This is a genomic window from Novosphingobium percolationis, from assembly GCF_020179425.1.
In the GTDB taxonomy this organism is placed as follows: Bacteria; Pseudomonadota; Alphaproteobacteria; order Sphingomonadales; family Sphingomonadaceae; genus Novosphingobium; species Novosphingobium percolationis.
This window is the reverse complement of sequence record NZ_JAILYM010000001.1, coordinates 144442-158368: the sequence shown is the minus strand read 5'-3', so window position 1 is coordinate 158368 and position 13927 is coordinate 144442. Positions and strand designations below refer to the sequence as shown.

Here is a 13927-nt window from a genome sequence, read left to right as displayed (position 1 = left end):
CTCGCATGACCGACGTTCGCACCACTTGCGCCTATTGCGGTGTCGGCTGCGGCATCCGCGCCACGGTGACCGGCCCGCGCGCCGTCACCATCAAGGGCGATGCCGAACACCCCGCCAACTTCGGCCGCCTCTGCTCCAAGGGCACGCACCTTGGCGAAACCGTCGGTCTCGAAGGCCGCCTGCTCCACCCGATGATCGGCAACGAACGCGCCGGATGGGACGAAGCGCTCGATCTCGTGGCCGACCGGATGCGCGCCTGCATCACCGAACATGGGCCGGACAGCGTCGCCTTCTACGTCTCGGGCCAGTTGCTGACCGAGGACTATTACGCCGCCAACAAGCTGCTCAAGGGTTTCGTCGGCACCGCCAACATCGACACCAACAGCCGCCTGTGCATGGCAAGCGCGGTCGCCGCGCACAACCGGGCCTTCGGCGAAGACCTCGTGCCCTGCTCCTACACCGATCTGGAAGAGGCCGACCTGATCCTGCTGGTCGGCTCGAACACCGCCTGGTGCCACCCGGTGATCTGGCAGCGCATCGAAGCGGCGCGCGAAGCGCGCGGCACCAAGATCGTGGTGATCGACCCGCGCCGCACCGAAACCGCCGAACAGGCCGACCTGCACGTCGCGCTCGCCCCCGATGGCGACACTGCGCTGTTCAACGCGCTGCTCCACGCCCTGCACGGGATGGGCCTTGCCGACCTCGTTCCTTGGGAGGGGCTGGCCTGCGACCCCGGTGTGCCCGCCGACGTCTTTGCCCAGCTGGTCGATCTCGTCGCCGCCAACCCGCGCATGGTCACGCTGTTCAGCATGGGCGCGAACCAGTCGGTCGGCGGCACCGACAAGGGCAACGCGATCCTCAACCTGCACCTCGCGACAGGCCGGATTGGCAAGCCCGGCGCGGGACCGTTCAGCATGACCGGCCAGCCCAACGCCATGGGCGGGCGCGAAGTGGGCGGCCTTTCCAACACGCTCGCCTGCCACCTGGGCTTTTCCGATGCCGAGCGCGCGGATGTCGCTACCTTCTGGGACACCGACCTCCTCTGCGCTGGTCCCGGCCTCAAGGCCGTGGACCTGTTCCGTGCGGTGGACGAAGGGCGGATCAAGTTCCTGTGGGTCATGGCCACCAACCCCGCCGTATCGATGCCCGATGCGGGATTCGTGCGTGAGGCACTGGCCAAGTGCGAAACGCTGGTCGTCTCCGACGTCATTGCCGAGACCGACACCGCGCGCCTTGCCCATATCCGCCTGCCCGCGCTGGGTTGGGGGGAAAAGGACGGCACCGTCACCAATTCCGAACGCCGCATCAGCCGCCAGCGCGCGCTGTTCGACGCGCCGGGTGAAGCGCGCGCCGACTGGCGGATCGTCGCCGAAGTTGGCCGCCGCCTTGGCCACGCCGACGCCTTCAGCTGGGAAAAGCCCGCCGACGTGTTCCGCGAATATGCCGCGATGACCGCGCTCGCCCCGCGCCACGGCAAGGTGCTGGACCTGTCGGCCCTCGCTGCGCTGTCAGACGAGGACTACGAAACGCTCAACCCCTTCCAGTGGGGCGGACGCCACGCCCTCCCCTCCGCGATGCAGCTGGTTCCGGTCCGCGCCGCCTCGATCCAGGTCGATCCCGATTTCCCGCTGCGGCTAAACACCGGGCGCTATCGCGACCAGTGGCACACCATGACGCGCACCGGCCTCAGCCCCAAGCTGTCGCAGCACCGTCGCGAGCCGCTGCTTGAAGTCCACCCGGACGACGCGGCGGCGGCAGCGATCGAAGATGGCGCGCTCGCCCGCGTGGTCACGCCGCAGGGCAGCGCAGTGTTCCGCGTCTCGGTCCACAGTGGCCAGCGCCCCGGCGAAGTATTTGTGCCGATGCACTGGACCGACGCGATGGCAGGCGAAGGCCGCGCCAACCGACTGGTCGCGCCGAACGTCGATCCGGTCTCGGGCCAGCCCGGCTTCAAGAACGGCGCTGCGCGGATCGAGCCGGTGCCGTCGGACTGGCGCGCCTTCCTCGTCCGCGCCGACGCGGTGCGGCCCGAGGGCCTGTTGTACTGGACGACCGCACGCCTGCTACAAGGCTGGCTGACCGAACTCGCCGGGATGGGCATGATCGACATCGACGCGCTGCTTCCGCAAGGCCAGCGGCTGGAAGTGGCCGATGCGTCACGCGGGATGCGACGCATCATCGTCCTGGCCGAGGACGGCACGGTCGCCGCCGCGCTCTACGTCACCCGCAGCGGCACGCTTCCGGCGCGCGACTGGATCGCGGCGCAGGTCGGCCTCGGCGAAGCGGCGCCCGCCGAATTGCTCGCCGCCCGTCCCGCCAGCCCGGCGCCCGATCTCGGCCCGATCGTCTGCGTGTGCCACGGCATCGGCGCGCGCACGATCGAAGCGGCGGCGCGCGGCGGGGCTTGCACCGTCGCTGCCGTCGGCGCGGCCACGGCAGCTGGCACGAACTGCGGCTCGTGCCGCCCGGCCATCGCCAAATTGCTCGAAGCGCTTGTGAAACCCATCGAGGAGAAAGCGGCATGAACGACTTCCCCCAAGGCAGCGTATGGCTCGTGGGCGCAGGCCCCGGCGATCCCGAACTTCTCACCCGCAAGGCCGAGCGCCTGATCGCCAGCGCCGAGACCATCTTCTACGATGCACTGGTGGGCGAAGGCGTGCTGGCCCTCGCCGGGCCGAACGTGCGCCTCGTCCATGTCGGCAAGCGGTCGGGGCGTCACTCGAAGGATCAGGGCACGATCGACCGCCTGATCGTCGACGCCGCGCTGAAGGGGGAACGCGTGGTGCGCCTCAAGGGCGGTGATCCCGCGATCTTCGGCCGCGCGACCGAGGAGCTCGACGCCTGCCGCGCTGCGGGCGTGTCCGTGTCGATCTGCCCCGGTGTCACCGCCGCCAGCGCCGCCGCCGCCTCGCTCGGCGCATCGCTGACGCTGCGCGGCCTTGCCCGCAAGCTTACCTTCGTCACCGCCCACGCCCGCGCCGGGGAAACGCTCGATCTCGACTGGGCGAGCCTTGCCGACCGCGACGCGACGCTGGCGATCTACATGGGCAAGGCCGCGGCGACCGAGGTCTCGCGCCAGCTCATCGCCGCAGGGCTTCCCGCCGACACGCCCGTCGCGCTGGTCGAAAGCGCCAGCCTGCCAACCGAGCGCCACTTCCGCACCCGGCTCGACCTGCTGCCCATCGCCGCGCGCAGCGCGCTGGGCGATGGCCCGGCGCTGCTGCTGATCGGGCAGGCGCTGGCCGAGCGTACCGTCATCACCGCAACCGCTGCCATGGAGACCTGCCCATGCTGAAGCTGCTCCGCCTGCTCGCCCGCTGGGCGCAGGCCGCCACCTGCCCGCTATGCGGGGCGACGATGGCCACGCCGGATTGCGGCCAGTGCCATCACCGCCCCCTGAACGACACCAGCCGCGCCGCGTAAGGCTCAAGGCTTGCGGCCGACAGGCTGGCGCCTGCCGCCGGGCTAGCTGCCGGGCTGGCCATGAACACCGCAGCCGCCGTGCGCGGCCCCGTGGGCCAGCCGGAAATCGTCGCCGTCTGCGCCACATCGCTCATGTTGAGCAGCACCATCACGCCATCGCCCTGCGCATCCACGCGCGCATAGGCCAGCACCGCCGGATTGCCGGATTCGAGCGGCCAATAAGCCCCGTCCCGCAGGGCGGGCACGGTCTTGCGCAGTTCCAGCAGCCGCGCATACCAATGGTACATCGACCCCGGATCGGCCAGCTGCGCCGCGACGTTCACCGTGCTGGCCGCCTTGGCCACCGGCAACCACGAAGCGCCGCTCGAAAAGCCTGCGCCCGTTTCGCCTGTCCACTGCATCGGCGAGCGTTCAGGATCGCGGTTGTCCGCCACCCTGCGCTTCGGCCCGAGCGGGAAGTCCTTCAGTTCCTGCGCCGGAAGATCGGCCACACCGATCTCCTCGCCATAGTACATCAGCGCGGTGCCGCGCAGGGTCAGCGTCATGGCAGAAGTGATGCGCGCGATGCGGTCATTGTTCACGCCATCGCCAAAGCTGGTCCACTGGCGCGAGTGGTCGTGGCTTGAAAAGAAGAACACCGGCGGCAACCCGTCGAGCTTGCCATGGGCATCGTCGATCTGCTGCTTGAACACCCTGGCGTCGAGCTTGGTCAGGTTGCCATAGAGGAAGTCCATCGGCAGGTTGATCTCGTCGGCGTTCTTTCCATAGACCTTGCGCAGATCCTCGATCGTCGCGGTCGAGGATTCCCCGAGCAGGATCGCCCCGCCCGGCGCCTTGTTCACGATCGCGCGCATGTCGCGCAGGATCGCGTTGCCCTTGGGCAAGCCCGAATTGTAGGGCTTGAGCCACACCGGCCGCCCCCCCTTCACGTCGGGATCGTTGGGCCAGTTCGGATCCTCGAACAGATAGGGCGTGGCATCCAGCCGGAACCCACTCGCCCCGTGCTTCAGCCAGAAGCGCATGACATCGTACATCGCGCGCTTCAGGCCGGGGCTGTTCCAGTTGAGATCGGGCTGCTGGGGCAGGAAGATGTGGTAGTAGTACTGCTTCGTCTTCTCGTCCCACGCCCAGGTGGAGCCGCCGAAGATCGACTGCCAGTTGGTGGGCGGGCCACCATCGGGCGCAGCATCGTGCCAGACGTACCAATCACGCTTGGGATTGTTGCGCGACGAGCGGGATTCCTTGAACCACGGGTGCTCATCCGAGGAGTGGTTCAGCACCAGATCGACCAGCACGCGGATGCCGCGCTTGCGGGCCTCGCGCGCCAGTTCGTCCCAGTCCGCCATCGTGCCGTATTCGGGCGCAACGCCAGTATAATCGGCCACGTCATAGCCGAAATCGGCATTGGGCGACGGGAAGAACGGGGTCAGCCAGATCGCATCGACGCCCAGCTTCTTGAGGTAGTCGAGCCGCTGCGTCACGCCCTTGAGGTCGCCGATACCGTCGCCGTTGGTGTCCTGAAAGCTGCGCGGATAGATCTCGTAGATCACCGCGTTCTTCCACCATGCGTCGGCCTTGGCGGCAGGCTTGGCGGCGGCGGGGAGCGCGCCAAGGGCCAGCGCGGCAGCCAGCGCCAGCCGGGCGATGCGGGATGTCTTCATGCGGGAATCTCCGATGGGGCCATGGCGCGTAGCACCTCGGCGTGGGGAGCGAAATTGAGCGCCGACCCTTCGAGCAGGCGGGCGATGTCACGGTCGCGGTGGAAATCGACGTCATCGCGCTGCTGCGCCGCGAGCGGCGGGAAGGCCCCGTACCCTGCTAGCAAGCAGTGCCACGAAGCGCTGGTGAAGTGGCTGAGATCGCCCGCCTGCGCCAGCTCGGCGGCAAGATCGCCGCGACGGAACCATGTATCAAGGATGTGCAGCAGCGGATCGGACAGCGCCTCGTTGGCGCGGTTGGCACGCCAGTAGTCGCTGTCATCGCGGGTGTTCAGCTTGTAATGCGCGACGATGTAATCGCGCACCCGCTCGACCCGCGCGGTGATCTGCGCATTGAAGGCATCGCGATGGCGGGGCGTGAAGTCACCCTGCTCGAAATGGCCCATGAACAGCTCGACCGTGTTGAGCACCAGATGCAGCGCGGTCGCTTCAAGCGGTTCGATGAAGCCCTGCGCCAGCCCCACGGCAAGGCAGTTGCGCTCCCAGTGGCGTTCGAGCTGGCCAACCTCGAAGCGCAGGTGGCGCGCCTCGACCGGGCTGTCGGTCATGCCCAGCGCGGCGCGCAACTCGCGCTCGGCGGCATCGGCGCTGATGAAGGCGGAAGAATGGACATAGCCGTTGCCGGTGCGGTGCGTCAGTGGGATCGACCACAGCCACCCGTTCGACAGCGCGGTGGAGCGCGTCTCGACCGGGATGTCTGCTTCGGTAGGCGTCGGCATGACCACGGCGGCATCGTTGAACAGGTTGTCGGCAAAGCTGCGGAACGGAACGGCCAGCGACTTGTCCATCAACAGCCGGGCAAAGCCGCTGCAATCGACGAACAGGTCGGCCTCGATCCGCTCGTCGCGGTCGGTCATGACCGCGGCAATGTCGCCACCATCATGGCGCAGGCAGCCGGTCACCTTGCGCGGCAGGTGCGTGACGCCCCGGTCCACCGCATGATCGCGCAGGAACGCGCCGAGCAGGCCGGCGTCGAAATGGTAGCCGTATTCGATGCGGAACGGGAAGTTGGCGGGCGCGACCGGGGCCTTGCCCTGCCGCGCCAGTTCCCCGTTCAGCAGGAAGCGCTCGGGCGCGGTCGGCACGTCATAACCCAGCCGCCGGTTGCGGCAGTTGAGCACGAAGGCGTCCTCGGTGTGCACGTCAACCTGGCTGAGGAAGGGATGCGCATAGTCCGCCATCCCCGAAGCCGGGCTCCAGCCGCAGAAACGGATGCTCGCCTTGTAGGTGGCGTGCGCGGCGGGCATCCACTCGGCCTCCGCGATGCCCAGCACCTCGAAGAAGCGCTTAAGCGACGGCGTGGAGCCCTCACCCACGCCGATCGTGGCGATGTCGGGCGCTTCGATCAGCGTGATCCTTACCCCGCGATCCGCCCATCGCTCGGCCAGCAGATTGGCCGTCATCCACCCCGCCGTTCCCCCGCCGACGATGACGATACGCAAGGGCGCGGGCGCACTCATGCCGCAACGCCGACCCGATCCCCGCCAACTTTGCGCAGAAGGTATTCGTCATGGCTCGACAATTGTGCCAGCGGGCGGCGCTTGAGTTCCGCCAGTTGCGCCAGTTGCGCGCGTAGTTCGTCGTCGCTCGGGCCATCGGCCAGCGGGTGATGGTCTTGCGGCAGCACACCCTGCCCCATCAGCACCTGCACCCACGAAGGCTCCATGAAGATGTCGTACTGGTCCTGCACCAGCGTACCGTTGGCCTGGAACAGCGCGATCTTGCGCGCCAGCCGCTCGGGCACGTCCATCAGCCGCAAGTCGCGCCAGAAGGCGGAATCGCGCCGATTGTTGGCGTGATAGTGCAGGATGATGAAGTCGCGGATCAGCTCCATCTCGATCTGCGACTGGCGGTTGTACTCGCCAATCAGTTCGGGCGTGATGCCTTCGTGCGGGAACAGGTGGATCAGCCGCACGATCGCCGACTGGATCAGGTAGATGCTGGTGGACTCCAGCGGTTCGAGGAACCCGCTTGAGAGCCCGACCGCCACCACGTTCCGGTTCCATTGCCTGCGCGCCCGGCCAGTGCGGAAATGGATGATCTTGGGATCAGCAAGCGCCGGAGAATCGAGGTTGCCCAGCAGGATACGCGCCGCCTCGTCATCGCTGGTATGGCGGCTTGAGTAGACGAGGCCATTACCGTTGCGATGCTGCAAGGGAATGCGCCACTGCCAGCCGGTGCCGTGTGCAATGGCCCGCGTAAACGGCAGCGTCGTCGCAAAGCGTTCGGAGGGAACCGCCATCGCGCGGTCGCAGGGCAGCCAGTGCCCCCAGTCCTCGTAGCCGGTGCCCAGATGCTGCTGGATCAGCACGCCCCGGCTGCCCGAGCAATCGACGAACAGGTCGCCTTCGATCACGCGCCCATCGCGCAGCACCAGCGCCATGATATCGCCGATCCCCGCCGCGCGCTGCACGTCGGCGACCATGCCTTCGGTGCGCGTTACGCCCAACCGTTCCGAATAGCGGCGCAGGAACTGGCCATAGAGGCCGGAATCGAAATGGTAGGCATAGGGCATATCCCAGATGGGATCGTTGCCCTGCGTCGGCGCGAACTTGCCTGCCTCGGCGCAGAGGTAGTTGAGATCGTGGTCCCAGTAACTACCCTCGATGCCGAGCTTGCGCGCGCGCGTCCAGAAGTGGTGGAACGAACAGAACGCCAGGTTGCGCCCCGCCGTGCCGAAGGTGTGGTAGTAGGAATCACCCTGCGCCCCCCAGTTCTCGAACCGGATGGCGAGCTTGATCGTCGCCTTGGTCTCGCGCAGGAAATCGGCTTCGTCGATACCCAGCACGGCATTGACCTGCTGGATCGGCGGGATCGTCGCCTCGCCCACGCCGATGATGCCGATATCGTCGGATTCGACGAGTTCGATCGCGACCTGCCGCCCCAGCACCTTGGCCATGAGCGCGGCGGTCATCCACCCGGCGGTGCCCCCGCCCAGGATCACGACCTTGCGGATCGGTCTGGTCACGTCGCCTTCCTCTCCCGAATGCAACCCCGAATGCGACACCATGAGTCTCCCCGTCGGTCGTCGCCGACGGGGAGACGTATCACGCCCGTTCGATCAGAAGAACGAGTAGGTCATGTTCAGCAGCACGTTGCGACCGAAGGTTTCCACACGCGTCACGAGGCCGCTGGCGGAGTCGGTGTAGACGTCCTTCTGGTTGGTCAGGTTCTGGCCCTGCACCGAGATGCGCAGGCCTTCGAGGTACTTGATACCGCTATCCTTGAAGTCATACCCGATCTGGGCATCGACCAGCGTCTGCCCGGCTCGGTTGACCGGCGAGATCGTGTTCGAACCGCCTCGGTCTTCCGACAGCCACGAAGACCGCTTGTTGAGCGAGCCGCGCAGCGAAAAGCCCGCCTTTTCGAAGTAGCCGGTCAGCTGATAGACCCGCTTCGACAGGCCCGGCACGGCCGTGCCGTTGTCGAGCTTGCCATCGGTGAAGGCCGCGCCGCCGACCACGCCGAAGCCCGTCAGCGCCGGAACGAGGCGACCGAACGGCACGCTCAGCTGCAGTTCCACGCCCTTGACCGAGCCCTTCAGACCGCCGGTGTAGGTGGTGTTGAGGCCGGTGAAGGTGGCCGGCGCGTGCTTCACGCCCTCATCATCGGTGCCGTAGTGGTAGCTGGGAATGTAGAACTGGGTGAAATCACGCAGAGTGGTCGTAGCGACGTTCCAGTTCACCAGCTTCTTGTAGAAGCCAGCGACCGAGATGAAGCCATCCGGTGCGAAGTAGTATTCGTAGCTCGCGTCGAACTGGTTGGCTTCATAAGGACGAAGGCGCGCGTTGCCCGACGTCGAAACCCATGGCCCAAGGCTGGGATCGGTGTTGAGGACGTTCGCAATGTTGTTGCGGAACTTCACCGATGAGCCGGGGTTCAGGTAATCGATGCGCGGGCGGCTGATCACCTTCGATGCCGCGAAGCGCAGCGTGTGCCCACCGCCGAGGTCGAAGTTCACGTTCAGGCTAGGCAGCGCGCGGCTGTAATTGGCGCCGTCGTTGATCGGCGTCGCGATGTCGAAGAAGTCCGCGCCGATCTGTGAGTTGAAGCCCGAGCCGCGCTGGCGCGTGATCACGCCCTGCACGCCCACGTTGCCGAACATACGGACGCCGCCGAACTCGTGCTCGAAATCGGCCTTGATGAACGGCTGCCACACCTTCTCGCGGATGGTGTAGGTGTCGCCCAGACGATCGGGTTCGAGGCTGCCTGCGTCATACTTCGTGTAGAAGTTGCTGTTGATCAGGCTCAGCGCATCATAGGCGACGACGTTGCCCATGCCGACCCAGCCCAGGTCCGCCGTGCCGCGACGCGCGCTTTCGGGGATCGCACCGTCGAGCGGATAAGTCTCGGCTGTCAGGAAGTAGCCCTGGTTGGTCTTGGCCTTCTTGTGATCGGAATAGCGCACACCGACGTTGACGTGGCGGATGAAGCCTTCATCGAAGTCCTTGACCACTTCGAAGCGCAGCGAGTTGAGCCGCTCGTCGAAGATGCCGGTGTTGACGAAGCCGTCCTGCGCCTGCGCAAAGCCGATCGGCTCGCCGTTGCGGCCCAGCACTTCCGACTGGCTCAGTTCCCCGATCGGGGCGAGGCTGCCACCCCACGACTGCGGCCCGGCCAGACGTACCACGTTGAAGTCGTCATAGGACTGCGTGCTGTTCGAGAAGCGCAGGCCATCGGGCGTGTAGTTGTAGGTGCGGATGTTGTTCGGACCCTGGGTGGTCAGGCCCGCACGGCCAAGACCCGAATAGCTCTCGCCACGCGTATCGCGCTTGTCGCTCTCGGCGTGCGAAACATCGAGCACCACGTGGAGGTCGTGCGCCGGTTCCCACTTGAGGTTGCCACCGAAGGTCTTGAGCTTGCCGCGCTTGTCGAGCGGGTCGGTGCGCAGCACCGAATTGAAGCCAGTGGTCGTGGCCGACGTAACGGCGGTGCTGTTCGAGCTGATCACCGTGCTGCCGTCCGATGCCACCGGCAGGGCCTCGATGAACCCGCGCGAGATGCCGCGGTCGGAGAAATCGATGTAAAGGCCATCGAGCGTGATCGAGAAGGTGTCCGAAGGCTTGAATTCCAGCACGCCCGCCAGCGTCTTGCGCTTGAGCACGCGCGAGCGCGACGAAATGTCGATGCCGGCCGGAACGTACTTGCCCGCATCCGGGCCAGAGCTGATCGCCCCCTTGTCATAGCCCCAGACGCTGAAGAAGCGGTCCTGCGTGGGCGAAGAGGTGGTGGCGGCGGTCAGCGCAATGCCGATGGTGTCGTCGGCGAACTTGTCGCTGTACGACAGCGCGACGCGATAGCCGGTATCCTTGAAGTCGGGGTTCATCGACTTCATGCCGTTCTTCTCGAACGTGCCGTTCACCACCAGCGTCCGCTTGTGCTCAAGCGGGCGGATCGTGCGAAGGTCGACCGTGCCGCCCACGCCCATCGCGCTCAGGTCGGCGCTGGGGGTCTTGTAGACCACGGCGCTGTCGATGATTTCCGACGGATAGAGATCGTATTCGACCCCGCGGTTGTCGCCGATGCCGATCAGTTCGCGACCGTTCATGGTGGTGCCGACGAAGTCTTCGCGGAAGCCACGCACCGAGATGCCGCTGACGCGCCCGGCGCGGCGTTCGCCCGCAAGACCGGCCAGGCGACCGAGCGAATCGGCGACCGAAGACTGCGGCAACTTGCCGATATCTTCGGCGGCCAGCACTTCGACCACGGTCGTGCTGTTCTGCTTGACCGCCTGCGAACGCTGGAGGCTGGCGCGGATGCCGGTGACAACGATGCCTTCATCGGCGGGCGGCGGCGCTGCATTCGGGTCGCTGGGCGCACCGGCCGTCTGGGCCAGCGCGGCGCTGCCGCTCAACAACGCGACGATCGCGGTCGAGCAGACGAGACTCTTGCGTGCATTCATGGACTTGTCCTCCCCCTGTTGGCACGGGGAACCGATTTCGGTTCCCATCTTGCTGCCGCGCTTTCGCGCCATTCAGCAAACCTTTGCCTGATTACGTCACGTTTGCCGTAAACGCAAGTTCGCGCAGATGCCGCAGCCCTGCTGCATTCGTAATCATACGCCTTTGGGCTCGCCACGGCACTTGGGAAAAAGCACGTTCTGCCTGCACGCGAAAAAGGGCGCACGCGCAACAGCGCACGCCCCTTCCCGATAGTCATCAGACAGGCGGGGACACAGCCCCGCGCCGCCTCAGAACGTCACGCCAACACGCGCGTAGTAGAACCCGCCGCTCAGCCCAAAGGGCGCAAAGCTGCCGTAAGCGCCCGACCCGTCCTGTGCGACCAGCCCGTTGCGTTCGGGGTAGCTGTCGAACAGGTTGTTCGCACCTACCGAGAAGTTGACGTGGTCCGACAGTTCGTAACCCAGTTCGAGATCCGCCACCCACTTCGCGCCGAACGTCCGGTCGCTCGCCTCGACCGAACTCGACTCCGTATACTGGCCATAGCGCGTTGCCCGCGCGAGGATGCGCGCCTTGCCCAGATCCCAGTTCGCCGAAAGGACGACCTTGCTCTTGGGCGTCGCCACCAGCAGGTCGCGCTGCACCTGCCGCCCGAACAGCACGACATTGATCGCCGAAAGCTGCGCCGGATTGTCGATCACGTGCAGGATCTTGGTGTCGAAATAGCTCCACGCCGCATTCAGTCGCACCGTACCAAGTCCACCCGTGCGCCACGTATATTCGCCCACCACGTCCACGCCGCGCGTGCGCGTGTCGATGGCGTTGGTGAAGAACTGCGCGCTGTCGACGTTGGCCACGCCGTTCGCCACCAGGATCGCCTTGATCGCCGCCCCGCCGTTGCTCGCCGTGCCGAGGAAGTCGGTCTTGACGATGCGGTCGTCGATGCGGATCTGGTAGCCGTCCACCGTCAGCCGGAACGGCCCGCGCTCGAACGTCAGCCCCGCCGTGAAGTTGAGCGACTTTTCCGGCTTCAACGACTGCGCCCCCAGCGCCTGCGCCGCCGCGCTGTTCACTGGCAGGAACTTCGACGTGGTCGTCACGCGCTCGTTGCCCACCACCGTCACCGTGTTCTGCGTCGTCGAAAACGCCGTCTGCGCAAGGCTCGGCGCGCGGAAGCCCGTGTTCACGCCGCCGCGCAACGCAACCCCCCGCGCCAGTTCGTATCGCGTCGAAAACTTGCCGCTGAACGTGTTGCCCGCGCTGTCGGTATAATGCTCGAACCGTCCAGCCAGGCCCACGAACCAGGCGGGCGTCAGCTTGGTCGACACGTCGAGATATGCCGCCACGTTCCCGCGCGAGATCGACGAGGCATCGGCGGGCGACGTGCCCGTGAACGAGACCAGCCCCGGCGAAGGCGACTTACCGCCATAGGCCTGCCCGAACCCAGTGCCATCCACTGGCACAACATAGCCGCCGTCGCGATAGCTGTCGGGCTCGCCCGCGATGTTCTGGAACTTCTCCCAGCGCTGCTCGACGCCCAGCGCGACCTCCAGCTTGTCAGCCAGCCCCACGTCGAACGCGCGTGACAGGTCGAGGTTGTTGACCCACAGCGTCTGCACCTGCTTGCCCATGAAGAAGCTGGTCGGGCTGGTCGGCCCAAGCGACGGATTGAGCGTATTTTCCGCCCCAAGCCTTACATGGTCACGCCCGAAACTGGTCGAAACGTCCGCATCCCAGCCGCCTAGTTGCGCCTTGAGCCCCCAGGTTGTCTGGTAGTCCCACTCCCAGATCCGGCGATAGGCCTGAAAGCCCGAAGGATAGATCTGCGGCAGGGCGCCGATCGAGGTGGAGGGCGCATAAGCCCCGCGCGCGTCCTTGATGTCGCGATAGCTCAGCGTCGAGAAAGTGTAGCCCTTCAGCGTGTCCGACAGCGGCAATTCGGCGTTGAAGCTCGAATTGATGATCTTGTCGCGGTTCGACCGACCATAGCCCCCGGCAATGACGTGATCGACGCTGCCTTCGCGCGGGTCAGGCTGGCCGTTCACCAGCGGGAACACGCGCGCAATCGGATCGGCCGAGCTGTCGGCCCTGTCGTGGAACTTGGCCTCCACCGAAACCCTTGCAAACCCGCCATCGCCCAGCCGCGTGCCATAGCCCAGCGATTGCTGGAGCAGCGCCCCGCCCTTTTCGTAAAGCTGACCCGCCGTCGCGCTGAACTCGCCGCCTTCGGGGCTGGAATCGAGGATCAGGTTGATCACCCCCGAAATCGCGTCCGACCCATATTGCGCCGCCGCGCCATCGCGCAGCACTTCGATCCTGCCCACCGCGTTGGTCGGGATCAGGTCGATATCGACCGGCGTGGAGCCGCCCGAAACGCGCGACAGGTTGTTGATCAGCGAGGTGGTGTGTCGACGTTTGCCGTTGACCAGCACCAGCAGGTAATCGCCCGACAGCCCGCGGATCGAGATCGGGCGCACGCTGGCAGACGTGCCGCCGCCGCCCAGCGCGGGCATCGTCAGCGACGGGATGATGTTACCCAGAATTTCCTTCAGGCCGGTTCGCCCCGTGGCCTTCAGCTCCGCAGGCGTGATCACGTCGATCGGCACCGGACTATCAGCGACCGTGCGCGGCGTCGCCCCGCGCACGCCGGTCACGATGATCGCATCGCCCCCGATGTCGCTGGCCGCGTCGGCAGCAGCTTCGGCGGCAGGCGCGGCGTCTGCCGCGCTGGCAGGGGTTGCAAGCAGCAAGCCCGAAGCCAGCACACTCGACGAAAGAAGCAGTTTCATTGGAACTCCCCGAAAGCCCTCATTGGTTTCGGGGAGACCGTGCCGCGATTATCTCTACCAATCCAATTGACTTATCAAACGTCGTTATTGCTTCCAG

Annotated in this window: 8 protein-coding genes; 3 read left to right on the top strand and 5 right to left on the bottom strand. The window is 66.1% G+C overall.

The window, feature by feature from the left end; translation table 11 throughout:
* The first annotated feature begins 5 nt into the window (after window positions 1–5).
* From K3A84_RS00635 to K3A84_RS20305, 3 genes are read left to right on the top strand one after another with little or no spacing between them, the layout of a single operon-like run.
* On the top strand, window positions 6–2525 hold the full coding sequence (locus tag K3A84_RS00635; RefSeq protein ID WP_225007132.1) for a nitrate reductase: 2520 nt from the start codon (window positions 6–8) through the stop codon (window positions 2523–2525).
* Complete coding sequence (gene cobA / locus K3A84_RS00630) at window positions 2522–3295, top strand: uroporphyrinogen-III C-methyltransferase (protein WP_225007131.1); 774 nt, start codon at window positions 2522–2524, stop codon at window positions 3293–3295. The genes K3A84_RS00635 and cobA overlap by 4 nt, the downstream gene beginning before the upstream one ends.
* On the top strand, window positions 3289–3423 hold the full coding sequence (locus K3A84_RS20305) for a hypothetical protein (protein ID WP_263626071.1): 135 nt from the start codon (window positions 3289–3291) through the stop codon (window positions 3421–3423). The genes cobA and K3A84_RS20305 overlap by 7 nt, the downstream gene beginning before the upstream one ends.
* On the opposite strand, the gene K3A84_RS00625 is transcribed toward K3A84_RS20305, so the two are convergent.
* From K3A84_RS00625 to K3A84_RS00605, 5 genes are all read right to left on the bottom strand, one after another.
* Window positions 3387–5084: a glycoside hydrolase family 13 protein gene (locus K3A84_RS00625; protein ID WP_225007130.1), complete on the bottom strand. Its 1698-nt coding sequence runs from the start codon at window positions 5082–5084 to the stop codon at window positions 3387–3389. The genes K3A84_RS20305 and K3A84_RS00625 overlap by 37 nt on opposite strands.
* Window positions 5081–6601 (bottom strand): tryptophan halogenase family protein, encoded by a 1521-nt coding sequence (locus K3A84_RS00620; protein ID WP_225007129.1) that lies wholly within the window; start codon window positions 6599–6601, stop codon window positions 5081–5083. The genes K3A84_RS00625 and K3A84_RS00620 overlap by 4 nt, the downstream gene beginning before the upstream one ends.
* A complete protein-coding gene (locus K3A84_RS00615) occupies window positions 6598–8109 on the bottom strand; it encodes a tryptophan halogenase family protein (RefSeq protein ID WP_225007128.1) in 1512 nt (503 codons plus the stop codon). Before K3A84_RS00615 ends, K3A84_RS00620 begins: the two co-directional genes overlap by 4 nt.
* A 93-nt stretch (window positions 8110–8202) precedes the next feature.
* Window positions 8203–11043, bottom strand: a complete 2841-nt coding sequence (locus K3A84_RS00610; protein ID WP_225007127.1) for a TonB-dependent receptor — start codon at window positions 11041–11043, stop codon at window positions 8203–8205.
* A gap of 288 nt (window positions 11044–11331) precedes the next feature.
* Window positions 11332–13830: a TonB-dependent receptor plug domain-containing protein gene (locus tag K3A84_RS00605; protein ID WP_225007126.1), complete on the bottom strand. Its 2499-nt coding sequence runs from the start codon at window positions 13828–13830 to the stop codon at window positions 11332–11334.
* Window positions 13831–13927: the final 97 nt, after the last annotated feature.

Excerpts from the sequence above, each read along its gene's own strand:
- K3A84_RS20305 (WP_263626071.1), top strand. The coding sequence starts at position 3,289 with ATGCTGAAGCTGCTCCGCCTGCTCGCCCGCTGGGCGCAGGCCGCCACC.
- K3A84_RS00620 (WP_225007129.1), bottom strand. The coding sequence starts at position 6,601 with ATGAGTGCGCCCGCGCCCTTGCGTATCGTCATCGTCGGCGGGGGAACG.
- K3A84_RS00635 (WP_225007132.1), top strand. The coding sequence starts at position 6 with ATGACCGACGTTCGCACCACTTGCGCCTATTGCGGTGTCGGCTGCGGC.
- K3A84_RS00610 (WP_225007127.1), bottom strand. The coding sequence starts at position 11,043 with ATGAATGCACGCAAGAGTCTCGTCTGCTCGACCGCGATCGTCGCGTTG.
- K3A84_RS00605 (WP_225007126.1), bottom strand. The coding sequence starts at position 13,830 with ATGAAACTGCTTCTTTCGTCGAGTGTGCTGGCTTCGGGCTTGCTGCTT.
- K3A84_RS00625 (WP_225007130.1), bottom strand. The coding sequence starts at position 5,084 with ATGAAGACATCCCGCATCGCCCGGCTGGCGCTGGCTGCCGCGCTGGCC.
- cobA (WP_225007131.1), top strand. The coding sequence starts at position 2,522 with ATGAACGACTTCCCCCAAGGCAGCGTATGGCTCGTGGGCGCAGGCCCC.